The 22,773-nt window shown below is 68.5% G+C and carries 23 protein-coding genes; 12 read left to right on the top strand and 11 right to left on the bottom strand.

Annotated features, from left to right (window positions below; all coding sequences use genetic code 11):
• The first annotated feature begins 6 nt into the window (after nt 1-6).
• The 4 genes from L6Q21_RS15900 to L6Q21_RS15915 all read left to right on the top strand — a co-directional run bounded on the left by L6Q21_RS15900 (nt 7) and on the right by L6Q21_RS15915 (nt 3,193).
• The gene (locus L6Q21_RS15900) at nt 7-519 is read left to right on the top strand and encodes a DUF2271 domain-containing protein (protein ID WP_237831729.1); all 513 of its coding nucleotides are present in this window, start codon (nt 7-9) and stop codon (nt 517-519) included.
• A gap of 19 nt (nt 520-538) precedes the next feature.
• Complete coding sequence (locus L6Q21_RS15905; protein ID WP_237831730.1) at nt 539-1,354, top strand: DUF4198 domain-containing protein; 816 nt, start codon at nt 539-541, stop codon at nt 1,352-1,354.
• 104 nt (nt 1,355-1,458) lie between these two features.
• Nucleotides 1,459-2,352: an FAD:protein FMN transferase gene (locus L6Q21_RS15910; protein ID WP_237831731.1), complete on the top strand. Its 894-nt coding sequence runs from the start codon at nt 1,459-1,461 to the stop codon at nt 2,350-2,352.
• Between the two features lie 103 nt (nt 2,353-2,455).
• Nucleotides 2,456-3,193 (top strand): Crp/Fnr family transcriptional regulator, encoded by a 738-nt coding sequence (locus L6Q21_RS15915; RefSeq protein WP_237831732.1) that lies wholly within the window; start codon nt 2,456-2,458, stop codon nt 3,191-3,193.
• A 207-nt stretch (nt 3,194-3,400) separates the two neighbouring features.
• Here the strand turns inward: L6Q21_RS15915 and L6Q21_RS15920 are convergent, their stop codons facing one another.
• Complete coding sequence (locus tag L6Q21_RS15920) at nt 3,401-4,060, bottom strand: OmpW/AlkL family protein (RefSeq protein ID WP_237831733.1); 660 nt, start codon at nt 4,058-4,060, stop codon at nt 3,401-3,403.
• A 149-nt stretch (nt 4,061-4,209) separates the two neighbouring features.
• Between L6Q21_RS15920 and L6Q21_RS15925 the strand changes: the two genes are divergently transcribed.
• The 4 genes from L6Q21_RS15925 to L6Q21_RS15940 all read left to right on the top strand — a co-directional run bounded on the left by L6Q21_RS15925 (nt 4,210) and on the right by L6Q21_RS15940 (nt 8,813).
• Entirely contained in the window at nt 4,210-5,532 is a 1,323-nt protein-coding gene (locus tag L6Q21_RS15925) for a radical SAM protein (RefSeq protein WP_237831734.1), read from the top strand.
• A gap of 183 nt (nt 5,533-5,715) precedes the next feature.
• Nucleotides 5,716-6,963: an MgtC/SapB family protein gene (locus tag L6Q21_RS15930; protein ID WP_237831735.1), complete on the top strand. Its 1,248-nt coding sequence runs from the start codon at nt 5,716-5,718 to the stop codon at nt 6,961-6,963.
• Nucleotides 6,964-7,019: 56 nt separating this feature from the next.
• Nucleotides 7,020-8,399 carry a magnesium transporter gene (gene mgtE / locus L6Q21_RS15935; protein ID WP_237831736.1) on the top strand — a complete coding sequence of 460 codons (1,380 nt, stop codon included), beginning with the start codon at nt 7,020-7,022 and terminating at the stop codon, nt 8,397-8,399.
• 6 nt (nt 8,400-8,405) lie between these two features.
• Nucleotides 8,406-8,813 carry a DUF1489 family protein gene (locus L6Q21_RS15940; RefSeq protein ID WP_237831737.1) on the top strand — a complete coding sequence of 136 codons (408 nt, stop codon included), beginning with the start codon at nt 8,406-8,408 and terminating at the stop codon, nt 8,811-8,813.
• 145 nt (nt 8,814-8,958) lie between these two features.
• On the opposite strand, the gene L6Q21_RS15945 is transcribed toward L6Q21_RS15940, so the two are convergent.
• The 7 genes from L6Q21_RS15945 to dapA form a co-directional block, all read right to left on the bottom strand.
• Nucleotides 8,959-9,636: a head GIN domain-containing protein gene (locus L6Q21_RS15945; RefSeq protein ID WP_237831738.1), complete on the bottom strand. Its 678-nt coding sequence runs from the start codon at nt 9,634-9,636 to the stop codon at nt 8,959-8,961.
• Between the two features lie 458 nt (nt 9,637-10,094).
• Nucleotides 10,095-10,595 carry a CarD family transcriptional regulator gene (locus L6Q21_RS15950; RefSeq protein WP_237831739.1) on the bottom strand — a complete coding sequence of 167 codons (501 nt, stop codon included), beginning with the start codon at nt 10,593-10,595 and terminating at the stop codon, nt 10,095-10,097.
• 694 nt (nt 10,596-11,289) lie between these two features.
• Nucleotides 11,290-12,315 (bottom strand): recombinase RecA, encoded by a 1,026-nt coding sequence (recA, locus tag L6Q21_RS15955; protein ID WP_237831740.1) that lies wholly within the window; start codon nt 12,313-12,315, stop codon nt 11,290-11,292.
• Nucleotides 12,316-12,443: 128 nt separating this feature from the next.
• Entirely contained in the window at nt 12,444-13,577 is a 1,134-nt protein-coding gene (locus L6Q21_RS15960; protein ID WP_237831741.1) for a response regulator, read from the bottom strand.
• Between the two features lie 217 nt (nt 13,578-13,794).
• On the bottom strand, nt 13,795-14,304 hold the full coding sequence (locus L6Q21_RS15965) for a DUF2062 domain-containing protein (RefSeq protein WP_237831742.1): 510 nt from the start codon (nt 14,302-14,304) through the stop codon (nt 13,795-13,797).
• 517 nt (nt 14,305-14,821) lie between these two features.
• Nucleotides 14,822-15,301, bottom strand: a complete 480-nt coding sequence (gene smpB / locus L6Q21_RS15970) for an SsrA-binding protein SmpB (protein WP_237831743.1) — start codon at nt 15,299-15,301, stop codon at nt 14,822-14,824.
• Between the two features lie 9 nt (nt 15,302-15,310).
• Nucleotides 15,311-16,192 (bottom strand): 4-hydroxy-tetrahydrodipicolinate synthase, encoded by an 882-nt coding sequence (dapA, locus tag L6Q21_RS15975; RefSeq protein ID WP_237831744.1) that lies wholly within the window; start codon nt 16,190-16,192, stop codon nt 15,311-15,313.
• 94 nt (nt 16,193-16,286) lie between these two features.
• On the opposite strand from dapA, the gene L6Q21_RS15980 reads away from it, so the two are divergent.
• Both L6Q21_RS15980 and L6Q21_RS15985 read left to right on the top strand, forming a co-directional pair.
• Nucleotides 16,287-18,326, top strand: a complete 2,040-nt coding sequence (locus L6Q21_RS15980; protein WP_237831745.1) for a lytic transglycosylase domain-containing protein — start codon at nt 16,287-16,289, stop codon at nt 18,324-18,326.
• Nucleotides 18,326-18,799: a GreA/GreB family elongation factor gene (locus L6Q21_RS15985; protein ID WP_237831746.1), complete on the top strand. Its 474-nt coding sequence runs from the start codon at nt 18,326-18,328 to the stop codon at nt 18,797-18,799. The genes L6Q21_RS15980 and L6Q21_RS15985 overlap by 1 nt, the downstream gene beginning before the upstream one ends.
• A gap of 216 nt (nt 18,800-19,015) precedes the next feature.
• Here L6Q21_RS15985 and L6Q21_RS15990 read toward each other — a convergent pair whose 3' ends face one another.
• From L6Q21_RS15990 to recR, 3 genes are read right to left on the bottom strand one after another with little or no spacing between them, the layout of a single operon-like run.
• Nucleotides 19,016-19,804 (bottom strand): polyphosphate kinase 2 family protein, encoded by a 789-nt coding sequence (locus L6Q21_RS15990; protein ID WP_237831747.1) that lies wholly within the window; start codon nt 19,802-19,804, stop codon nt 19,016-19,018.
• 3 nt (nt 19,805-19,807) lie between these two features.
• The gene (gene def / locus L6Q21_RS15995; RefSeq protein ID WP_237831748.1) at nt 19,808-20,365 is read right to left on the bottom strand and encodes a peptide deformylase; all 558 of its coding nucleotides are present in this window, start codon (nt 20,363-20,365) and stop codon (nt 19,808-19,810) included.
• Nucleotides 20,366-20,396: 31 nt separating this feature from the next.
• A complete protein-coding gene (recR, locus tag L6Q21_RS16000; RefSeq protein ID WP_237831749.1) occupies nt 20,397-20,996 on the bottom strand; it encodes a recombination mediator RecR in 600 nt (199 codons plus the stop codon).
• Between the two features lie 15 nt (nt 20,997-21,011).
• Here recR and fmt point away from each other — a divergent pair, with 15 nt between their 5' ends.
• Nucleotides 21,012-21,908, top strand: a complete 897-nt coding sequence (gene fmt, locus L6Q21_RS16005) for a methionyl-tRNA formyltransferase (protein WP_237831750.1) — start codon at nt 21,012-21,014, stop codon at nt 21,906-21,908.
• Nucleotides 21,905-22,666 (top strand): tRNA pseudouridine(38-40) synthase TruA, encoded by a 762-nt coding sequence (gene truA / locus L6Q21_RS16010; protein ID WP_336246249.1) that lies wholly within the window; start codon nt 21,905-21,907, stop codon nt 22,664-22,666. Before fmt ends, truA begins: the two co-directional genes overlap by 4 nt.
• The last annotated feature ends 107 nt before the right edge of the window (nt 22,667-22,773 follow it).

Consider the following 22,773-nt stretch of genomic DNA (forward strand, 5'->3'; position numbering starts at 1 on the left):
ACAGCCATGCGTTCAGACCTGCTTGCCGCCCCCATCCTGCTGTTCGCGACTTCGCCGGCGCTGGCCGCCGGGCTGGATGTCTCGCTCACCATCCCCACGCTGAAGGTGGCGGAATACCACCGCCCCTATATCGCCATTTGGATCGAGCCGGAGGGCGGCGAAGCGAAGACGCTCGCCGTCTGGTACGACACCAAGCTGGCGGACAAGGAGGGCGAGAAGTGGCTGCGCGACATCCGCACCTGGTGGCGCAAGTCCGGCCGCACGCTCAGCTTCCCGGTCGATGGCGTCACCGGCGCCACCCGCGCGCCCGGCACGCACAAGATCAGCTTCACCGCCGGAAAGGGGCCGCTCGGCAACCTCGCGCCCGGCAAATATGAACTGCTGATCGAAGCCTCGCGCGAAGTGGGCGGCCGCGAGATCCTCCGCCTGCCCTTCCAGTGGCCGCCCAAGGGCGTCGCCACCGCCAAGGCCGCCGGCACCACCGAACTCGGCGCCGCCACCCTCACCGTGAAACCCTAAGCAAAACAGGGAGAAACAGATGTTCCGCAAGAGCCTTCTCGTCGCCGCGCTGCTCGCCGGCCTTTCCGCCACCCCGGCGCTGGCGCACCGCCAGTGGCTGCTGCCGTCCGCCACCGTGCTGTCCGGCGACAAGGCCTGGGTGACGGTCGACGCCGCCATCTCCAACGACCTCTTCTATTTCGAGCATTTCCCGATGCAGCTCGCCAATATGAAGGTGTGGCAGCCCGACGGCAGCGAGGGCAAGCTGCAGAACCCGGCGACCGGCCGCTACCGCTCGGTCTTCGACGTGGAGCTGAACCGGCCCGGCACCTGGAAGATCGGCACGAGCATGACCGGGGTGATGGGCAGCTACAAGGAAAATGGCGAGGAGAAGCGCCTGCCGCGCGGCACCGCCGCCGCCGACCTGCCCAAGCTGATCCCCGCCGGCGCCACCGACGTGAAGATCAGCGAGAACAGCTTCCGCAACGAAATCTTCGTGACCGCCGGCGCCCCCACCACCACCGTGCTGAAGCCCAGCGGCAAGGGGCTGGAAGTGGAATGGCTGACGCACCCGAACGACCTCGTCGCCGGGGAGAGCGCGAAGGTCCGCTTCCTGGCCGACGGCAAGCCGGCCGCCGGAATCGAAGTGGAACTGGTGCCCGGCGGAATCCGCTACCGCGACAAGCTGAACGACAAGGCGCTGAAGACCGATGCCAACGGCGTGCTGACGCTCGATTTCGCCACCCCCGGCATGTACTGGATGGAAGCCCAGCTTCAGGACGACAAGCCGAGCGTCCCCGGCGCCAGCCAGCGCCGCCTCGTCTACATCAGCACCATGGAAGTGCTGGCCCCCTGACGCTGGCCTTCGAACCGCGCGTCGCCATTCCGGCCACGCTGGCGCCGGATCTGTTCGCGGGTCTGGCGCCGGACGCGCCCGTCCGCCGGCTGGCCGGCGAAACGATGGGCACGAGCTGGTCGCTGGCGCTGGCGGGCGACCGTCAGGCGGGTGGAAGCGACGACGCGCGCGAACGGGTGCGGGCAACCCTGCGCCAGGTCGTCGCCGAATCCAGCTTGTGGGAAGGCGGCTCCGAAATCAGCCGCTTCAACCGCGCCGCCGCCGGAACCCGCCAGCCGCTGTCCGAAGGCTTCCGCACGGTCGTAGAGGCGGCGCTGCACCTCGCCGAGGCAAGCGAGGGCGCCTTCGACCCGACGCTGGGCGCCCTCAGCGAGCATTGGGGTTTCGGCCCGGCGGGCGAGCGCCCCTTCCCCACCGAAACCGCCCCACACGCCGCCGGCCGCTGGCGCGAACTGCGACTGACGGACGGCGCCCTGCTGCAACCGGGCGGAGTCCGGCTCGACCTGAACGGCATCGCCAAGGGCCAGGCGGTCGATCGGGTGGCGGAATCCCTGCTCGAAGCCGGCCACCGGCATTTCCTGATCGGCATCGGCGGCGAGTATCGCGGCGAAGGCGTCCGCCCGGACGGGCAGCCCTGGTGGGTGGATGTGGAGCAGCCCCCCGGCAGCGCCTTCCCACCGCTCCGCCTCGCGCTTGCCGGCCTCGCCGTTGCCACTTCGGGCGACTATCGCCGCGCGCAATTCCACGGCGGCCGGCGCTTCTCCCACAGCCTCGACCCCGCCACCGGCCGCCCGATCGAAAACCGCGTCGCCTCGGTCGCGGTGCTGGGCGCAAGCGCCATGATCGCCGACGCGGAAGCGACCGCCATCACCGTCCTGGGGCCGGACAAGGGGCTGCGCTGGGCAAGCGGGCGGGGCCTCGCCGCGCACCTCATCCTGCGCGAGGAAAGCGGCTTCCGCGAAAGGCTCACCCCCGCGCTCACCGCCATGCTCGGCTGAGGCACGCCCTGCGCCATGGTGGCGCAGGCGCGAAGCCGGCGGTTTACACGCCCGTAAACCTGCCCCATGGTCTGGCACGATTCCGCAAACCGGGGACCAATTCGTGCCGCAAACGACCGCCCAACTCAGCGCCCGGCCGTCCGGAGACCGGCATTGCGAGCATTGCGTGGTGAAAGGCCGCGCCATCTGCGCCGCGCTGGAACCCGATGTGCGCGACGCGCTCGGCCGCGAAGGCCGCATCCAGACGGTGCCGCGCGGCCGCACGCTGGTGTGGGAAGGGGAGGACGCCCTCCTCGTCGCCAATGTCATCGAAGGCGTGCTGAAGCTCTCCACCTCCACCAGCGACGGGCGGGAGCAGATCGTCGGCGTCGTCTACCCGTCCGACTTCATCGGCCGCCCCTTCGGCGAGCGCAGCCAGCACAGCGTCACCGCCCTCATCGATTCGCGCGTCTGCCTGTTCCCGCGCGGCGCCTTCGACCGTTTCGCCCACAGCCATCCCGAGCTGGAGCACCGCCTGCTGGAACGCGCGCTGGACGAGCTCGACCGCGCGCGGCGCTGGATGCTGCTGCTCGGCCGCAAGTCGGCGACGGAGAAGGTGGCGAGCTTCCTCCTCGAAATGTCGTCGCGCCTCGCCGAAGCCGGCTGCCAGCCCAACCAGCCGCTCGACACCTTCGAGCTTCCGCTGGACCGGCAGCAGATCGCCGACGTGCTCGGCCTCACGATCGAAACCGTCAGCCGCCAGCTTTCCGCCATGCGCGCCTCGGGCGTCATCGAGCTTCCGGGCCGCCGCGCCCTGCACATCGTCGACCGCTCCCGGCTGGTGGCCCTGGCCGGCGACTAGCCTTGCACGCAGAGGGCGAGGCAGAGCCCAATCCCGCTTGAACCGAACCAATCGTCACCCCGGGCTTGACCCGGGGTCCAGCTTTTTCACCGCCCGGCGCTCCGGGAGGAAAGCCGGCCCCGAGCCAGGCCCGTGGAGACGAGGTTCCGGAATTCCGCACCGACCCGCTGAAGCGAAGGGGTGGGGAAAACACCCCACCCCCCAACCTCAGAACCGCACACCGATCCCGAAGCCGATCACCAGCGGATCGATATTGATCCGAACCCGCTGCTGGCCGATCGCGGTGGTGTTCAGCCGCGCGGTCGTGTCGATGTCGATATATTTGATATCGAAGTTCAGGAAGATCTTCTCGTTGATCGGCACGTCCGCGCCGGCCTGCAACGCCCAGCCGAAGCTGTTCGACAGGCTGACGTCCGTCTCGCCGACGGCATCCTCCAGGCTGCCCGACGCGCGCGAATTGTAGAAGATGGTGTAGTTCACCCCGGCGCCGACATAGGGGCGGAACTTCGCTTCGGGCATGAAGTGATATTGCAGCGTCAGCGTCGGCGGCAGCACCCAGGTGTCGACCAGCTTGCCGATGGAGCCGGTGGTGCCGGTCTTGCCGAAAGCCGAATGCTTGGTGGTGGCGGCGATCAGCTCCAGCCCCAGATTGTTGGTCACCATATAGGTGATGTCCACTTCCGGCGCATAGGCGGTCTTCACCGTCACGCCTTCGTTCGGAAAGGCCGGCTGGATCTTCCCCGAGCTGTCCTGCGGGGCGACGGCGATGGCGCGGGCGCGCAGGATCCAGTCCCCGGCGGCGGCGTTCGCGGGCACCGCGACGGCGGCGGCAACAACCCCCATGGCGAGAATGGCGTGTGGCTTCATGGCTTTTCTGTCTCCTTGGCGTTGGGCCATCTGCTTTTTCGACAAGCCCGCTGGTGCGCCCTCCAGCGGCGGCCGTCGTTGATTGGGGCCAAGAAACGGCTTGACTTCGATCAACGAGGAAAATGCGCCGATGCGCCAGTCTCACGCCCATGTGGCCCTATCACCCCGAACTGCTCGAACGTGCCGTGCCGCGCTACACCAGCTACCCGACGGCGGCGGAGTTCCGGGACGAGGTGGGCGCCCCGCAGCAGGTGCAGGCGCTGCACGCCCTCGCCTCCGGCACCCCCGTCTCGCTCTATGCGCACATCCCCTTCTGCAAGGAGATCTGCTGGTATTGCGGCTGCAACACCAACCGCTCCAACCGCGTCGAGCGGGTGCAATCCTATCTGGAAGCGCTGGAGGCGGAGATCGACTGGCTCGCCCGGCAGGTGGCGGGCAAGGTGCGGCTCGGTCGCCTCAGCCTCGGCGGCGGCAGCCCCAACGCGCTTGACCCGCTGGGCTTCGTGCGGCTGATCGGCCAGATCCTCACCCTCTTCGGCAGCGAAGGCCCGGAAATCTCCGTGGAGCTCGACCCGCGCACCCTCGACCGGGAATGGGCGGGCCTGCTGGGCAAGGTCCGCGCCAGCCGCGCCAGCCTCGGCGTGCAGACGCTGGAACCGCATGTGATGCAGCGCATCGGTCGGGTGCAGCCGCGGGCGATGATCGCGGACTCGGTGGCGATGCTGCGCGACAGCGGTGTCACCTCCCTCAACTTCGACCTGATGTACGGCCTCCCCGGCCAGTCGATGGACGACCTGCTGCGCACGCTCGACTCGGCGCTGGAGCTGGCGCCAGACCGCATCGCGCTATTCGGCTACGCCCATGTCCCCGCGCTCATTCCCCGGCAGAGGCGGATAGACGCCAGCGACCTGCCGGACGTGGAACTGCGCTTCTGGCAGGCGGCGCGCGGGCACCAGAGGCTGCTGGCCGCCGGCCTCGAACCCGTCGGCTTCGACCATTTCGCGCAAGCCGCGGACCCGCTCGCCGCCGCCGCCCGCGAGGGCCGGCTCCGCCGCAACTTCCAGGGCTTCACCGACGATCCGGCGGAGGCGCTGCTGGGCGTCGGCGCCACCGCCATCACCTCGCTCCCCGAACGCATCGTGCAGAACGAGAAGAACCCCGGCCGCTACCGCATGCGCGTGCTCGGCGGGCAGCCGGCCGGCACATTGGGGGTCGAACGCAGCGCCGACGACCGCGAGCGGGCGCTGGTGATCGAAGACCTCCTTTGCGGCCGCGCCGCCGACCTTTCCGGCCTTCCCGGAGACAGGCTCTCCGAACTCCGCCTCACCCCGTTCCTCGAAGCCGGCCTCTGCCGGCTGGAGGACGACCGGCTGCAGATCCTGCCCGACGGCCTGCCCTATTCCCGCGCCATCGCCGCCTGCTTCGACCGCCACCGCGCGGCCACCGCCGGCCGCTTCTCCTCCGCCGTCTGAGGGCACCGGCCGCGAACCCCACGTCGGGCGGGGTCAGGAACTCATACCCCCTACGTCACCCCGGGCTTGACCGGGGTCCAGCTTTCCCGCCGGCGGCTGAAAGAAGCGGGCCCCCGGGTCAGGCCCGAAATGGCGGAAAACATATCAATTGCTTGTATGATTTCTCAACCTAGACTGCTTCCGATGGAGACGGTGCCCCTCCTTCAGCCGCTGGGCCATGCGCTGGCGATCGGGCTTCTGGTCGGCCTGGAACGCGGGTGGCAGGCGCGCGACGCGCCTTCGGGCCACCGCGTCGCCGGCTTCCGCACCTTCGGCCTGCTGGGCCTTGCCGGCGGCCTCGCCGCTCTCCTCGCCCCGCTCTTCGGCGCCATCCTGTTCGCTGCGGCGATGGTCGCCCTCCTCATCGGCTATGTCCGCGAAAGCAACCCGGAGGATCTCAGCGTCACCGGCACCGTTGCCGGCCTGCTGACGCTCGGCCTCGGCGGGCTCGCCGCCTCCGGCCAGCATGTGGCGGCCTATGCCGCCACCGCCGTCGTCGTGCTGCTGCTGGCCATGCGCCGGCCGCTCCACCGCTTCCTGCGCGGCATAGCCCGGGCGGAAATCGACGCCGCCAGCCGCTTCGCCATCGTCGCGCTCGTCATCCTGCCGCTGATGCCGGACCGGATGATGGGGCCTTACGACGCCTGGAACCCCCGCAGCCTCTGGACGGTGGTGGTGCTGGTCTCGGGCTTCAGCTTCCTCGGCTATGTCACCGCCCGGCGCGTCGGCGCCGAAAAGGGGCTGCTGGCGACGGCCGCCGCCGGCGCCCTCGTCTCCTCCACCGCCGTCAGCGTCAGCTACGCCCGCCGCCTGCGGCAGGAAAGCCCGGCCGAGGGCGCGCTCGTCGCCGGAATCTCGCTGGCCTCGGCGGTGATGTTCGCGCGGGCGCTGGTGCTGACGGCCATTCTCATCCGCCCGGCCCTCCCCTCGCTCGCGCTGCTGCTGGCGCCGGCGCTCGCCGTGCAGCTGGCGCTCGCCTGGCGCGCCGTCCGCAAAAGCCCCTCCGACCTCAAGGACGGCGACGTGGAACTCGGCAACCCGCTCGACTTCGGTCCGGCCCTCCTCCTCGCCGGCTTCGTCGCCCTGCTCGCCGTCGCCTCGCGCTGGGCGCTCGACGAATTCGGAAACATGGGGATCGGCCTCGTCATGCTGATCACCGGCCTCGCCGATGTCGACGCCGCCATCATCACGCTCGCGCAATTCCCCGAAGACCTGCTCACGCCGCGGCGCGCAGGCGCCCTCCTGCTCCTGCCGGCGCTCGCCAACACCGCCGTCAAGGCGATCCTCATCCTCTCCATCGCCCCCAACGCCCGGGGCTGGCGCGCCGCCTGGCCGCTCCTCGCCAGCCTCGCCGCTTCGGCCGCCGCCCTTCCCTTCCTGCTCGGCCTCTGACGCCCCGAATCGGGGGGTGTTGCATTCTGCCGCCCACAGGCCCAATCCACCGCCCGATGACCGAGACGGAAACCCCCCCGGCGATCGCCGACGACCGGCTGCGGCCGGAGCTGGTGCGCGCCGTCGAAACCGCGCTCGATCTCAGCGACGAAGGCGAAGTCCGGGCGCTGGTGAAGCCGCTGCACCCGGCCGACATCGCCGACCTGTTCGAGCAGATCGACAGCGACCACCGCAGCCGGCTCGCCAACGCGCTCGGCACCGACCTCAACGCCGACGTCCTCGCCGAACTCAACGACTGGGTGCGCGACGAGGTGGTGGGCGAACTCCCCGCCGCGCAGGTCGCCGAAGCCGTTTCCGAGATGGACACGGACGACGCCGTCGCCCTCATCGAGGAGCTGGAGCCGGCGGAACAGGAAGCCGTCCTCGACGAGCTCTCCGCCGACGACCGCGAGGCGATCGAAACCGCGCTTTCCTACCCGGAGGATTCCGCCGGCCGGCTGATGCAGCGCGAGCTGATCGCCGTGCCGGAGCATTGGACGGTCGGCGAAGTGATCGACCATCTGCGCGCCGAACAGAATGAAATCACCGATTTCTGGGAGATTTTCGTCGTCTCCGCCGACGACAGGCCGGTCGGCACCCTGCGGCTGTCCTGGATATTGACGGCGCCGCGCTGGATATCGGTCACCGACGTGATGCAGCGCCAGCAGACGCTGATCCCGGTCGACATGGACCAGGAGGAAGTGGCCCTGCGCTTCCAGAAATACGCCCTGATCTCGGCCGCCGTCGTCGGCCGCGACGGCCGGCTGGAAGGTGTGATCACCGCCGACGACATCGTCCACATCGTGGCGGAAGAAGCCGGCGAGGACATATTGAAGCTGTCCGGCGCCGGCGACGGCGACATCTTCGAGCCGGTGATCGACAGCTACAAGGCCCGCATCCGCTGGCTGGTCGCCAATCTCTTGACCGCCATCGTCTCCGCCAGCGTCATCGCCAGCTTCGGCGCCACCATCGAGAAGATGGTGGTGCTGGCCGCCCTCTCCCCCATCGTCGCCTCGATCGGCGGCAACACCGGCAACCAGACGATGGCCGTCATCGTCCGCGCGCTGGCCACCGGGCAGATGACGGACGCCAACACCCGGCGCACCATCGGCCGCGAAGCGGCGATCGCGCTGATGAACGGAGTCACCATCGCCCTGCTGCTCGGCGCCGGCGTGGCGCTGATCTTCAGCCATCCGCAACTGGGCCTGGTGATCGCCGCCGCCACGCTCTTCAACCTGCTGATCGCCGGCTTCGCCGGCGTGCTGGTGCCGCTCGGCCTGAAGCGCCTCGGAGTCGATCCGGCCGTCGCCTCCTCAGTGTTCGTGACGATGATCACCGATTCGATGGGCTTCCTGCTGTTCCTCGGGCTGGCGACCGCATCCGGCCTCGTGAAGTGACATGATTTGAGCCGCCTCGGCCTCACCCGCGTCGCCTATGCCTGCCAGTCCTTCGAGGACCTGCTCGCCCGGCAGGCGCTGTTCACCCATGGGGCGGGCGCGGAAGCGCATGTGCGCCTCACCTCCGCCCGAATTCCGCGCCGCGACCTCACGGGCGGCTCGCTTTTCTGGATTCTGAAGCACAGCCTCATCGCCCGCCAGCCTATCCTCGGCGTCGAGGAAGCGGCGGGCGCGGAAGGCCCGATCGCCGTCATCCGCCTGAAACCCGGCCCGATTCCCGTGGTTCCGGTGCACCGCCGCGCGCACCAGGGCTGGCGCTACCTGCCCGAGGAGCTATGGCCCGCCGACCAGTCGGGCAGCGAACCCCTACCGCCGGACCTCGCCGCGGAACTGGCCGGGCTGTCGCTCCTCTAGGCTGCAAACCCAACTTCCCCGTCACCCCGGGTCAAGCCCGGGGTGACGAAAGGACAGCGAATCCCCAACCCAAATCTTCTGCCGTTCGAATGGACTCATTCGAATGGCAGAAGGTCGTGGAAAAACAGCGGAATGGCGCTGCCGCCTAGCTGCAGCGGGTCGTCCCCGAGCCGGTCGTCCGCGTGGTACAGCGCGCGCCGCCCGTCACCACGACATTGCCCGAGCCGGTCACGTTCAGCGCCGCCGTGCCGGTCGCCTGCGCGTCGATATTCCCCGAGCCGGTCACCGTGGCGCTCACCGTCTCGCAACGGACCCTGGCGGCGTCGATTTCCCCGCTTCCGGTGGTGGTGAAACTCCCCTGGCCGCAGCGCCCGCCGCCGACATCGATATCGCCGGACCCGGACACCGCCAGGCTCAACGCCGGGGAGTCGACCGAAGCGATGTCCATATCCCCCGAGCCGCTGATCCGGCCGCCGAACGGGCCGCTGACCCGGTTGATCCCGATATCGCCCGAGCCGCTGATCGTGGCCGCCGAAAGCTTCGGCACGCTCACCCGCACCTTAACCCCTTCCCGCGATGACCACTTGCCGCTTCCCTTCTTCGTGCCGATCAGCAGGCGTTTGCCGTCCACCCGGATATCCATCCGGTCGAGGTCGGCCGCCGCCCCTTCGGCCACGACCGAAACCCGGCCGCCCGTCGTCACCCGCACATCGGTGGAACCGGTCAGCACGATCTGTTCGAAGTCGCCGACGGGAAAGCTGCGCTCGGCGGCAAGAGCGGGCGCGGCGGCGAAGGCAAGAATGAGGGCAAGCGAAAGGCGCAAGGATTTTCTCCCCGAATGCGTGGTCCCTCTCTCGCCCCGATCTACGCCGCGCAAGACCTCGGCACAAGCCCGGCAAAAGCCCTCCCCTTGCAGGGAGGGGCTGGGGTGGGGATACGCCACAAGCTCCAGCCCAAAACCCCACCCAGACAAAGAAAGGCGATCATGCGGTTTACAAACCAACTGACAAACCGACGGCAATTGTCCAGTCGCCGACCGGACAATGGACATTTCCAACACCCGTCACCCCGGGCTTGACCCGGGGTCCAGCTTTTCCGCCAGCGCAGCGCTTGAGGAAGACAGCTGGCCCCCGGGTCAAGCCCGGGTTGGCGAGGGCGTTGCATAGCCGCCGCTTCCCACCGGAACCGAGGTTCGCCGCCTGGGCTTGCAAACCGCACAATCACCCAAGGAAAGGGCGCGGAAGGCCTTTCCCTTCCGCGCCCCTACCTCGTTCAGCGAGATCAGGCCGCCTTCAGCACATCCTCGATCTCGCGCTGCGCGGCCGGCTCGTCGATATTCTTCATCGCCGCCACTTCGCGCGCCAGCCGGCTGATGGCCGCCTCGAAGATCTGCCGTTCCGAATAGCTCTGCTCCGGCTGGTCTTCGGCGCGGTGCAGGTCGCGCACCACCTCGGCGATCGACACAAGGTCGCCCGAGTTGATCTTGGCTTCATATTCCTGCGCCCGGCGCGACCACATGATGCGCTTGATGCGCGGCTTGCCCTTCAGCGTCAGCAGCGCGTCCTTCAGCGTGGCCTCGCTCGAAAGCTTGCGCATGCCCACCGACTCGGCCTTGTTGGTGGGAACCTTCAGCGTCATCCGCTCCTTGTCGAAACGCAGCACATAAAGCTCGAGCTTCGCCCCGGCGATTTCGCTCGACTGGATTTCGATCACCCGACCCACGCCGTGCTTGGGGTACACGACATTGTCACCCACCTGGAAGCTGAGTGCCTTTGCTGCCATTGGATTCGCTATCCTTTCCTGTGGCCCGAGTCCGGATCCGCCGCTTTCTTCATCGCCGCCATCTGGCCCGTGCCGGCGATGCCCGAGCGGGGCATCCTGAGGCAGGGGCAGGGCTTTCAGACCAGCAACTCGGCAAACAGGAACACCTGCGAAAAGGGTTCCTCTGCGGATACGTCCATGATCGGGCGTGATCGGGCGCTGGCTGAGGGGCGCTGACGAGGGGGCATGGGCAGAACCGGTCTCGCGCGACGACTTCTTGATCCCGGCGGGAGTTCCAAGCGAGACGCGGAACCCAACCGCCCGTTGACGATACCCGGGACAGACAAGCTAAAGAGCAAGGATCAAGGTGCAACGCACCCATACCCGGCCCGAAGCTATCCCGAGAGCCAAGCTCATAGCAGAAATATGACAGGAATTCCACCCTAAAGGGCGGATACAGGCCTTCCAGACGCCCAATTCGCTCGAACTGGGCGAGAAAACCCGTGGAAGTCCTTCCCGCCAAATGGATTCATCGAATGGCTCTTCGGCCCGGCAAAACAGTCATCGCGCATTCCCGAGGCAGAAAGACTCGGCAGACAGGTCCCGGCTACCGCCGAAGGTAAAGCAAACCCGCCCCGATGGAATCGCGGCGGCCTTGCGTCCGGGGCGTTTCGCCGCAAGCCTGCCCGCCCTGCCTCCGTGGCAGCGCCTTGCTTCAAAGATCGTCGTCAGGCTCCGGCCCGGCCATCAGCGCGTCCGAAACCCCCGCCGCATTGTCGCGGATCGCCGCCTCGATGCGGCTGGCGATCTCGGGGTTCTCGGTCAGGAACTTCTTGGCGTTTTCCCGGCCCTGCCCGATCCGCGTGCTGTCGTAGGAGAACCAGGCCCCCGACTTGTCGACCAGCCCCGCCTTCACGCCCAGGTCCAGAATCTCGCCGGTCTTGGAAATGCCGCTGCCATACATGATGTCGAACTCGACCTGCCGGAACGGCGGCGCCACCTTGTTCTTCACCACCTTCACCCGGGTCGCGTTGCCGATGATGTCGTCCCGGTCCTTGATCTGCCCGGTGCGGCGGATGTCCAGCCGCACGGAGGCGTAGAATTTCAGCGCATTGCCGCCCGTCGTCGTCTCCGGGTTGCCGTACATCACGCCGATCTTCATCCGCACCTGGTTGATGAAGATCACCACGCATTTCGACCGCGCGATGGAGCCGGTCAGCTTGCGCAGCGCCTGGCTCATCAGCCGCGCCTGCAGGCCGACATGGCTGTCGCCCATCTCGCCTTCGATTTCCGCGCGCGGCACCAGCGCCGCCACCGAGTCCACCACCAGCACGTCGATGGCGTTGGAGCGCACCAGCGTGTCGGTGATCTCCAGCGCCTGCTCGCCGGTGTCCGGCTGCGAGACGATCAGATTGTCGGTGTCGACCCCCAGCTTCTTCGCATAGATCGGGTCCAGCGCATGCTCGGCGTCCACGAAGGCGGCGACGCCGCCGGCCTTCTGCGCCTCGGCGATTACATGCAGCGCCAGCGTCGTCTTGCCGCTGGATTCCGGCCCGTAGATCTCGACCACCCGTCCGCGCGGCAGGCCGCCGATGCCCAGCGCGATGTCCAGCCCCAGCGATCCGGTCGAGATGGACTCGATCTCCAGCGTCTCGCGCTGGCCGAGCTTCATCGCCGAGCCCTTGCCGAACGCCCGGTCGATCTGCGCCAGTGCCGCTTCGAGCGCCTTTTCCCTGTCCATCTGAACCCCTTGCATACCGGCCCGCGCGAGCCTTGAGACCCTGCCAATCGCCTAGCCGCCACGGCCGCCATGCGCAAGCCCGCGTACCCTTTTTGTTCCCGCCCTGCAAGCGCCGCGTCGCAATCGCCTCAAATCAGCTCGCGCACCCGCTCGCCCAGCGATTTCAGCGTGAACGGCTTGGCAAAAAAAGCGATGCCCAGCCCGGGCAGGGCGGCGCGCGCCGCCTCGTCCGCGAAGCCGGACACCAGCAGCACCGGCAAATCCGGGTGCGCCGCCCGGGCCGCGCGGGCCAGCGCGACTCCGTCCATCCCCGGCAGCCGAATGTCGGACAGCAGCAGCGACGGCCGCTCCCCCTCCAGCCGCTTCAGCGCCGCCTCGCCGTCCCCGGCCTGCCGCACCCGATAGCCATGCCGCTCCAGCCCGCGCGCCACCGACATGCGCAGCATCAGATCGTCCTCCGCCAGCAGGATCACCGGCACCGGCGCCGCTGCCGGCCGCTCTTCGCGCAAGGGCGTCTCGGCCGCTTCCGGCAGATAAAGGGTGAAGCGTGCGCCCCCCAGCGCCGATCGGTCGTGCAACAGGAACCCGCCCGACTGCTTCACCAGCCCGAAGGCGGTGGAAAGGCCCAGCCCCTGCCCATCTGGGCGGGTGGAGAAATAGGGTTCGAAAATGCGCGCCGCATGCCTCGGGTCCACGCCCGGCCCGTCATCCTCCACGCTCAGCGCGCCATAGGGCTGCGCGGGCATGAAGCCGCGCCCGGCCTCGGGCCGCTGCCCCGGCGCCAGCCGCGCGGTGGAAAGCCGGATCCGCCCGCCCGGCCCCACCGCCGCCCGCGCGTTCAGCAGCAGGTTCACGACGGCCCGCTCCAGCGCCGTCGGGTCGATCCGAACCGAAACCGGGGCGCCCTTCTCGCGCTCGAACCCCGCCTGTTTCCCCAAAAGGGCTTCCAGCATCGGCGCGAAGCGGTCCAGCAGGCCGTCCAGCGGCGCCGTCACCGGCAGCAATATGTCCTGCCGGGAAAAGGCGAGGATCTGCCGGATCAGCCCGCTCGCCCGCCCGGCCTGGTCGATGATGGCGGACAGGTCGCGCGCATCCTCCCCGCCCATCGCGCCGCGCAATTGCAGCAGTTCGGCGGTGGCGACGATGCCGCCCAGCATGTTGTTGAGATCATGGGCAAGGCCGGCGGCCAACAGCCCCACCGCCTCCGTCCGGACCTTCGCCGGGCGGAAATCCGAACCGCCCAAATCCCCAACCGCCGACATGCCGCCCGCCCGACCTTTCCTGCCCTGATGCAAGTCGGTCCACGGCCAGGCGGCCAAGCGTTTAACTTCAGGCTGAAGCCCCATATTCCCTTCGTCACCCCGGGCTTGACCCGGGGTCCAGCTTTCCCGCCACCAGGGCAAAAAGCCGGATCCCGGGTCAGGCCCGGGATGACGCAAATATATCAATTACTTGTATGGCTTCTCAACCTGGGGGCGTTCAGCTTTTCAGGCTCAGCGCGCCATGCCGAAGGCTCTTCGCGCGCTGCCGCCGCTGCCAGCGCTGCCCCACCCAGATCCGCCAACCCAGATGCACGCCGAAAAAGCCGATGACCGCCGACACCAGCGCGAACAGCAGCAGCCCTACATAGGTCGGGCCGGCCAGCGTCACCATCCACATCAGGCTGCGCTCGATGACCCCGGCGTCGGGGGAAAGGGCGAGGATCGTGTCGGTCTGCAGCCGCAGCACCGCTCGCCCCACCTTGTAGGCGAGGAAGTAGATGAAGGGCACGGTCAGCGGGTTGGTCACGAAGGTGGCCAGCGCCGCCACCGGCAGGTTCGCCCGCGCGCCCACGGCGAACAGGGCAGCAAAGGGCGTCTGCGCAACGGGAACGGCGAAGCCGGAAAACAGCCCCAGCGCCGTGCCGCGCGCCACGCCGCGGCGGTTGAACCGCCAGATGAGCGGGCTGGACAGGTGGACGGCGAAGGGCTGCAGCCAGCGACTGGCCATCAGCTCCTCTCTCGTCGGTATCCTGAACCAGTCCCGCAACGCTTCGTCCTCTTAAGACCCTGCCGGGCCTCTTTTCATCGCTTCAAGGCTCGGCTGGCCCGACTTTACGGCAAAGATGTGACTGCCACGGCCGCTCTGCAACCGATCCGGCGATTTTTCCGACGGAATGCGTCGGCGGGGCTCGCCACAAGCGCCGAGCTGGCGGATCATCAACCACCGCCTCCCCCGTCACCCCGGGCTTGACCCGGGGTCCAGCTTTCTTGCGCGCCGGAGTTGGCGGATCGTCTTCGAGTGTCGGGCAAAATAGCTGGACCCCGGGTCAAGCCCGGGGTGACGGGCAAAGTCGATGCAAAGCGCCGCAGGCAATCAACAAATCCGCGCGCACGACCCGCCCATTTCACCACCACCCGAAAAAAAGAGGGTGCAGGGAAATCATTTCCCTGCCGGGGTGAAGGGGCAGAGCCCCTTCAGACATCCCAGTGTCGCCATCCGAGTGCGCCGGAGGCACACACCCCGCCTACCCCCGCTCGCGCAGCAACCGCCCCTGTTCGCGCTTCCAGTCCTTTTCCTTCTCGTGCGCGCGTTTGTCGTGCAGCTTGCGGCCCTTGGCCAGCGCCAGTTCCATCTTCGCCTTGCCGCGCTCGTTGAAATAGACGGAGAGCGGCACCAGCGTCATCCCCTGCCGGGCGACGGCGCCGTGCAGCTTGGTGATTTCCCGCTGCGTCAACAACAGCTTGCGCACCCGGCGCGGCTCATGGTTGAAGCGGTTGCCGTGGCTCCATTCGGGGATATGGGCGTTCACCAGCCAGATTTCGCCATTCTTCACCTCGGCATAGGATTCGGCGATATTGCCTTCACCCGAACGCAGGGCCTTCACCTCGGTCCCGGTCAGCACGATCCCGGCGTCATAGACATCCTCGAAGGCATATTCGTAGCGCGCGCGCCGGTTCTCGGCGACGGTCTTCACCTTGGTGGGGGATGGTCTGGGGCGTGCCATGCCAGTGATTTAGGGCGCGATGCCCGCGTGCGCCAGCGCCGCGTCCACGGCGGCGCGCGAGGCGGCCGAAGGCTCGACGATCGGCAGCCGCGTGTCGGCCTGCATCCGCCCGATCCCGGCCAGCGCATATTTCGTCGGCCCCGGCGAGGCGTCGGTGAACAGCGCCCGGTGCAGCGGGTAGAGCTGGTCCTGCAAGGCCAGCGCCGAGGCGAAGTCGCCGGTAAGGCAGGCCTTCACCTGCTGCGCGTTCAGCGCCGGCGCCACATTCGCGGTCACCGAGATGGCGCCATGCCCGCCATGGGCGATGATCCCCAGCGTCATGTAATCATTGCCGGACAGGATCAGGAAATCCGGCCCGCATTCCTGGCGGATCTGGGAAATCCGCTCGATATCGCCGGTGGATTCCTTGCAGCCGATGATGTTCGGATGATCGGCGAGCTCGGCCATCGTCTCGGTCGCCATGTCGATTCCGGAGCGGCCGGGGATGTTGTAGATCAGGATGGGCAGCGGCCCATGGTCGGCCAGATGGCGGAAATGCGCGATCATCCCGCGCTGGCCGGGCTTGTTGTAATAGGGGCAGACGACGAGGGCCACATCCGCCCCGGCGCTGGCCGCCGATTCCATATGGTGCAGCGCCACCGCCGTGTCGTTGGAGCCGCAGCCGGCGATCACCGGCACCCGGCCGCGCGCGGCCTTCACCGTCAGCGCCACCACATGGTCATGCTCTTCGATGGAAAGCGTCGCCGATTCCCCGGTGGTGCCGCAAGGCACCAGCCCGGACGAGCCCTCCGACAGCTGCCAGTCGACGAAGGCCTCGAACGCTTTCTCGTCCACCCGGCCGTCGCGAAAGGGCGTGACAAGGGCTGGGATGGAACCGGAAATGCTGAGCATGATCTGACCTTTGGGACCACAGGTGCCGAAAGCGGCGCGAATGCCGCCCCGGCAAAGCTTGGCGCGGGCGGCGGCTCTGCCTAAAGACTAACCCATGCCTGTGCAATATCGCTATCGCGCCACCTGCGCCCTCCTCGCCCTGCTGCTGTCGCCGGCGCCCCTCCTCGCCCAGGCGCCGGCCCCGCCGGCCCCGCCAGCCCCTATGCCGCAGGAGGCCGCCTCGCGCGCCTGGCTGCAGCAGCAGTTCGCCGCCTACGACGCGCGAAGCGGTGCCGCCCCCCAGGGCGCCCCAAGCCAGATCGCCCAGTCGCTCGCCACATGGGACTGGTTGCGCCGCGTTCCCGCCGTCGGCGCCGAACCGCCGCTCGACGCGCAGGCGCGTTTCCTCACCGCCCATGCCGACTGGCCGGGCACCACCGCGATCCGCCGCCGCGCCGAAACGCAGGCGGCCGACGCCAACAAAACCTCCGACGGCAGCGCCCGCGCCTTCTTCCAGCAGGTGGCGCCGCAATCGTCGGCCGGGCAGGCCCGCTACGCGCTGGTCTCCTCCGGCCCCGAGGCGGAAACGCTCGCCCGCGCCGCCTGGGTCCGCCCGTCCATCCCGGCGGAACTGGAATCGGCCCTGCTGACGCGCTTCGGCCCGGTCTTCACCGCCGCCGATCACGCGCAGCGCGCCGATGCCCTCATCTGGGCCGGGCAGACCAGCGCCGCCCAGCGCATCGTCCCCCTGCTGGACGACGAGAACCGCGCGCTCGCCCAGGCCCGCATCGCCCTGCGCGCCAACGCCGCCGACGCCGAAGCCCGCGTCGCCTCGGTCCCCGCGCGCCTGCGCCGCAACGCCGGCCTCGCCCACGACCGCGCCATCTGGCTGGAGCGCCGCGGCCGGCTTTCCGAAGCCGAGGCCCTGCTCGCCGCCGGAGACACCGATGCCGGCGCCACCGCGCCCGAGACCTGGCTGGAAAAGCGCCTGGCCATGGGCCGCGCCGCCATGCGCCGGGGCGAGCATCAGACCGCCTATCGAATCCTCGCCAACCACAAAGCCTATCCGGCCGGCACCAATCTTTCCGCCCTGCCGCTCTCGCAGCGCGTCGACCTTTCGGACACGGAGTGGCTCGCCGGCTGGATCGCGCTCCGGAAGCTCGCCCGCTTCGACAATGCGCAGAAGCATTTCAACGAATTCAACCGCGTCGTCACCACGCCGATCAGCCAGACGCGGGGCGACTATTGGCTGGGCCGCGCCGAAAAGGCGCGCGGGCAGCCGGCCGCCGCCCAGGCCGCCTTCGAACGCGCCGCCACGCATTTCGACTATTATTACGGCCAGCTCGCCACCGAGGAGCTGGGGCGCACGCCCGAATTGCCGATGGTGCCGCGAATCCAGGTCTCGCCCGCCGACCGGGCGAAATTCGAATCGAAGTCCGTCGTCCAGGCGCTGAAGCTGCTGAACGACATGGGCGCGGCCGAGCGCGCCTCGCTGTTCGTGCGCGCCGCCGCCGATTCCGCCGGCAACCCCGTCGAGGCGCGCGCGGCCGCCGAACTCGGCCAGCGCATGAACCGCCCCGATCTCGGCGTCTGGACATGGAAGAACGCCCGCCCGGGAAGCGACCTCGCCACCTTCGACCTCGCCTTCCCCCGCCTGCCGGCCAGCGCCCCCATTCCGGCGCGCGAGTGGATCATCAGCCACGCCATCGCCCGGCAGGAATCGAGCTTCGACCGCACCGCCCTTTCGCATGCCGGGGCGCGCGGGCTGATGCAGCTGATGCCGGCCACCGCGCAGGATGTCGCCAACAAGCTGGGCCTGCCCTACAGCCGCGACATGCTGTTCAGCGACCCGGCCTACAACCTGCGCCTCGGCAGCTATTACATCGGCTTGCGGCGGGACAATTTCTCCAACGCGATGATGGCGATCGCCGCCTACAACGCCGGCGCCGGCAATGTCCGCAAATGGATCGGCATGAACGGCGATCCGCGCGGCGCCACCGCCGCCGACCTCATCGACTGGGTGGAGATGATCCCCATCACTGAAACCCGCAACTATGTGCAGCGCGTCTCGGAAAACGCCGTCGTCTACAGCCTGCTGGAGCCGAAGCGCCAGGGCGCGCGGCCGCGCGTGTCCGACTGGCTGAAGAACCCCTGATGGCCGACCCGATCACGCCGGCCGGAATGGCGGCGCTGAAGGCCCGCTACGACCATCTCTTCGCCACGGAACGGCCGCAGATGGTGGAAACCGTCAGCTGGGCGGCCGGCAACGGCGACCGTTCGGAGAATGGCGACTATATCTACGGCCGCAAGCGCCTGCGGGAAATCGACCGCGAGCTGGCGCATCTGTCGAAGCGGATGGCGAACCTGCAAGTGGTGGACCCGCGCCGGCAGCCGGACAAGGCCCGCATCTTCTTCGGCGCCACGGTGAAGGTGGTGGATGAGGACGACCGCGAGCAGACGCTGACGCTGGTGGGCCGCGACGAGGCCGACGCCGGCCGGGGCCGGATCGCCTGGAACAGCCCGGTCGCCATCGCGCTGAAGGGCGCCACCGCCGGCCAGACCAGAACCGTCCGCCTCCCCGCCGGCGAGCGCCATCTGGAAGTGCTGGAAATCGCCTATCCGTCTTGAAAAACCCCTCCCCCCGCCATCGTCACCCCGGGCTTGACCCGGGGTCCAGCTTTTCGGCTGGCGCGGCACTGAAGGAAGAAAGCTGGCCCCCGGGTCAAGCCCGGGGCGACGAATGGGGATGCCCATCCTACAGCTTTTCCAGCCAAGTCTTTGAAACCACAATGTAGGATAATGTTCCACGTGGAACAACCAATGTGGTTTGCAATCCCGGGCCGGCTATTTCGGCTTCAGCTTCACCCGCAGCTCTTTCTCGGCCAGCTTCTTCAGCTCGGCGTCCAGCGGCGGATCGGAAAGGTCCACGCCTTCCGCCAGCCGGTCGGCGATGACCGTCAGCCCGGCGATGCGGGCCTGCTTCTTGCTGTTGGCGCCGATGATGTGCCAGGGCGCAATCGCCGTGTCCGTGCGCTCGAACATGTCTTCATAGGCTTCGATATATTTCGCCCGCTGGGCCCGGTTGCGGAAATCCTCCCGGTTCACCTTCCAGCGCTTCCACGGCTGCTCCAGCCGGTCGATCAGCCTCTTGTCCTGCTCGTCCTGCGTCACGTGCAGAAACAGCTTCACCACCCGCGTGTGGTTGGTGCACTGGGCGGCTTCCATGGCGTTGATCTCGGTGTAGGCGCGGCCCCATTCCTCGGGCGTGGCGAAGCCCTCCACCCGCTCCACCAGCACCCGGCCGTACCAGCTGCGGTCGAAGATGGTCCAGTTGCCGACCGGCGGCAGCTTCGCCCAGAAACGGCTGAGATAATGCTGCCGCCGCTCCTCCTCATTGGGGGCGGAAATCGGCACCACCTCGAAGAATCGCGGGTCCAGCTCGGACGTCAGCCGCTTGATCAGCCCGCCCTTGCCGGCGGCGTCCCAGCCCTCCAGCAGCACCACGGCCGAGCGCTGCTGCCGGTGGTAGGCGATCAATATCTGCGAAAGCCGATATTGCAGCGCCTTTTCCAGCTTCTCGTAATCGTCCGGCGCGCGCGGATGCTCCAGCTTCGGAAGCCGCCCCCCGCCCACCGATCAGGCCGCGGCTTTGGAAGGCTTGCGCCGCGCCTTTTCGGCGCGAGCCTTTTCCAGCTTCTTCATCACCATGTCCCGCTTCAGCCGCGACAGATGGTCGATGAACAGCACGCCGTTCAGATGGTCCATCTCATGCTGCAGGCAGGTGGCGGTCAGCCCGTCCAGAAGCTCGTCATGGGCGACTCCATTCTCGTCCAGCCAGCGGGCGCGGACGCTGGCCGGCCGCTCCACATCGGCATATTGGTCGGGAACGGACAGGCAGCCTTCGTTATAGACGCTGAAATCCTCGGACGGGTCCAGCAGTTCCGGGTTGATGAACACGCGGGGGTTCTTCGTGCCCTTGCCTTCCTCGTCCTCAGGGCCATCGCCCAGGTCCATCACCAGCAGCCGGATGGGCCGGTCCACCTGCGCGGCGGCGAGGCCGATTCCGGGCGCGTCGTACATCGTCTCGAACATATCGGCGATCAGCGCGCGAATCTCGTCCGTCACTTGGCGGACCGGCTCGGAGATGCGCCTGAGGCGCGCATCGGGCACTTCGAGGATGGGAAGAATGGCCATTCGCTTTAGCTAGGAACAGCAGCCGCGCCGGTCAAGATTGCACCGGCCGCCGCAGCCGCAGCGCCTGCGCCAGCGTGCCCTCGTCCAGATAGTCGAGCTCGCCGCCCACCGGCACGCCATGCGCCAATTGGGTGATGCGGGCGCCGGTGCCTTCCAGCGCCTCGGCGACGAAATGCGCCGTCGTCTGCCCTTCCAGCGTGGCGTTCATCGCCAGCACCACCTCGGCGACCGGCGGATCGCCCAGAACCCGCGCCTTCAGCGCCCCGATCGAAAGATCGTCCGGCCCGACGCCGTCGAAGGCCGAAAGGGTGCCGCCCAGCACATGGTATCGGCCGGGGAACAGCCGCCCGCGCTCCAGCGCCCAGAGGTCGGCCACGTCGGCCACCACGCAAAGGCTGGAAGGGTCGCGCTTCGGATCGGTGCAGATGCGGCAGGGGTTGCGGGTGTCGAGATTGCCGCAGATGCCGCAATGCGAAAGCTCGGCCCCCACCCTTTCCAGCGCCGCGGCGAGCGGCTGCATCAGCGTCTCGCGGTTCTTCATCAGGTGCAGCACCACCCGCCGGGCCGAGCGGGGCCCGAGCCCCGGCAGCCGTGCCACCAGCGCCGTCAGTTGCTGAAGGGCGTCGTCCATTCTATCGGCTCTGCCATGCGACTGGCCTTCATGGGAACCCCGGATTTCGCCGCGACCGCGCTCGACGCCCTGCAGGCGGCCGGGCACGAGATCGCCGCCGTCTACACGCAACCGCCGCGGCCGGCGAACCGGGGGCGGCTGACGCCGTCCCCCGTGCATCTCCGCGCCGAGGCACTGGGCCTGCAAGTGCGCACGCCCGAGCGGCTGAAGGGCGAGGAGGAACAAGCCGCCTTCGCCGCGCTCGACCTCGATGCCGCCGTGGTCGCCGCCTATGGGCTGCTGCTGCCCAGGGCGGTGCTGGAAGCGCCGAGGCTCGGCTGCCTCAACATCCATGCCTCCTTGCTGCCGCGCTGGCGGGGCGCCGCGCCCATCCAGCGGGCGATCCTGGCGGGTGACGTGGAAACCGGAGTGACCATCATGCAGATGGAGCGCGGGCTGGACACCGGGCCGATGCTGGCGATGGAAAGCCTGAGCGTCGCTCACAAGACGACCGGCGAGCTGACCGCCGAACTCGCGGCACTGGGCGCGCGCCTGATGCTGGAGGTGCTGGCGAAACTGCCCGGCCTCCCCGCGATTGCGCAGCCGGAGGAAGGCGTGACCTACGCCCACAAGATCGACAAGGCGGAAGCGCGGATCGACTGGGCGCAGCCCGCCGGCCACATCGACCGGCTGGTGCGCGCCATGCAGCCGAGCCCGGGCGCCTGGTTCGAAAGCGGCGCGGCCCGCGTGAAGCTGATCGCCGCCGAGCCCGTGGCCGGCGAAGGCGCGCCCGGCACGCTGATCGCCGGCGAGACCATCGCAGCGGGCGAAGGCGCCTTGCGGCTTATCACGGTGCAGCCCGAAGGCAAGCCGCGCATGGCCGCCGCCGACTGGCTGCGCGGGCGGCGGCTTGCCCCCGGCGACCCGGCGTGACGCAGCGCTTCCGCCTGACCGTGGAATATGACGGCCGCCCCTATATGGGCTGGCAACGGCAGGCGCATGGCCCCTCGGTGCAGCAGGCGCTGGAAACGGCGGTGGCGGACATAACCGGCGAGGAGGCGGTGGTTCACGCCGCCGGCCGCACCGACGCCGGCGTGCACGCCGTCGCCATGGTGGCGCATGTGGATATCGAAAAGCCGCTGGACGCCTTCCGGCTGATGGAGGGGGTGAACGCCCGGCTGAAATTCCACGGCGAGGCGGTGGCGGTGCTGGCGGCGGAGCAGGCTTCCCCGGATTTCCACGCCCGCTTTTCCTGCCTTGGCCGCGCCTATGAATATCGCCTGCTCTGCCGGCGGGCGCCGCTGACCTGGAACGAAGGGCTGGTCTGGCGCCGGCCCAACCCGCTGGACGTGGAGGCGATGCGGGTGGCGGCGGCGCATCTGCTGGGCCGGCATGATTTTACCACTTTCCGCCATGTCCATTGCCAGGCCGCCTCGCCGCTGAAGACGCTGGACCGGCTGGAGGTGGAAGCGCGCGGAACCGAAGTGGTTATCCACGCCGCCGCACGGTCGTTCCTGCACCACCAGGTGCGCTCGATGACGGGCGCGCTGGTGCTGGTGGGCGAAGGCCGCTGGCGGCCCGAAGAGGTGAAAATGGCGCTGGAAGCGCGCGATCGGTCGGCGCTGCGGCTGAACGCCCCGCCGGACGGACTTTGGTTCGTTGCGGCCACTTACCCGGAAAATGTCGGTTAGTTTTACATTTTATTGCACCGCCTTTGCCATAAGCGCTTGAAAATGAGCGGTTGTGAACTTGGCACAATTCCTGCACACTCATGAGGCAGGGGTCGCAATGAAGACGC

It is taken from the genome of Sandaracinobacteroides sayramensis, assembly GCF_022014495.1.
GTDB lineage: Bacteria > Pseudomonadota > Alphaproteobacteria > Sphingomonadales > Sphingomonadaceae > Sandaracinobacteroides > Sandaracinobacteroides sayramense.

What these genes read in the sequence shown, in the direction of transcription:
- L6Q21_RS15900 (WP_237831729.1), top strand. Translation starts at nt 7, where the DNA reads ATGCGTTCAGACCTGCTTGCCGCCCCCATCCTGCTGTTCGCGACTTCG.
- L6Q21_RS15905 (WP_237831730.1), top strand. Translation starts at nt 539, where the DNA reads ATGTTCCGCAAGAGCCTTCTCGTCGCCGCGCTGCTCGCCGGCCTTTCC.
- L6Q21_RS15910 (WP_237831731.1), top strand. Translation starts at nt 1,459, where the DNA reads ATGGGCACGAGCTGGTCGCTGGCGCTGGCGGGCGACCGTCAGGCGGGT.
- L6Q21_RS15920 (WP_237831733.1), bottom strand. Translation starts at nt 4,060, where the DNA reads ATGAAGCCACACGCCATTCTCGCCATGGGGGTTGTTGCCGCCGCCGTC.
- L6Q21_RS15925 (WP_237831734.1), top strand. Translation starts at nt 4,210, where the DNA reads ATGTGGCCCTATCACCCCGAACTGCTCGAACGTGCCGTGCCGCGCTAC.
- L6Q21_RS15930 (WP_237831735.1), top strand. Translation starts at nt 5,716, where the DNA reads ATGGAGACGGTGCCCCTCCTTCAGCCGCTGGGCCATGCGCTGGCGATC.
- mgtE (WP_237831736.1), top strand. Translation starts at nt 7,020, where the DNA reads ATGACCGAGACGGAAACCCCCCCGGCGATCGCCGACGACCGGCTGCGG.
- L6Q21_RS15950 (WP_237831739.1), bottom strand. Translation starts at nt 10,595, where the DNA reads ATGGCAGCAAAGGCACTCAGCTTCCAGGTGGGTGACAATGTCGTGTAC.
- recA (WP_237831740.1), bottom strand. Translation starts at nt 12,315, where the DNA reads ATGGACAGGGAAAAGGCGCTCGAAGCGGCACTGGCGCAGATCGACCGG.
- L6Q21_RS15960 (WP_237831741.1), bottom strand. Translation starts at nt 13,577, where the DNA reads ATGTCGGCGGTTGGGGATTTGGGCGGTTCGGATTTCCGCCCGGCGAAG.
- L6Q21_RS15965 (WP_237831742.1), bottom strand. Translation starts at nt 14,304, where the DNA reads ATGGCCAGTCGCTGGCTGCAGCCCTTCGCCGTCCACCTGTCCAGCCCG.
- smpB (WP_237831743.1), bottom strand. Translation starts at nt 15,301, where the DNA reads ATGGCACGCCCCAGACCATCCCCCACCAAGGTGAAGACCGTCGCCGAG.
- dapA (WP_237831744.1), bottom strand. Translation starts at nt 16,192, where the DNA reads ATGCTCAGCATTTCCGGTTCCATCCCAGCCCTTGTCACGCCCTTTCGC.
- L6Q21_RS15980 (WP_237831745.1), top strand. Translation starts at nt 16,287, where the DNA reads ATGCCTGTGCAATATCGCTATCGCGCCACCTGCGCCCTCCTCGCCCTG.
- L6Q21_RS15985 (WP_237831746.1), top strand. Translation starts at nt 18,326, where the DNA reads ATGGCCGACCCGATCACGCCGGCCGGAATGGCGGCGCTGAAGGCCCGC.
- def (WP_237831748.1), bottom strand. Translation starts at nt 20,365, where the DNA reads ATGGCCATTCTTCCCATCCTCGAAGTGCCCGATGCGCGCCTCAGGCGC.
- recR (WP_237831749.1), bottom strand. Translation starts at nt 20,996, where the DNA reads ATGGACGACGCCCTTCAGCAACTGACGGCGCTGGTGGCACGGCTGCCG.
- fmt (WP_237831750.1), top strand. Translation starts at nt 21,012, where the DNA reads ATGCGACTGGCCTTCATGGGAACCCCGGATTTCGCCGCGACCGCGCTC.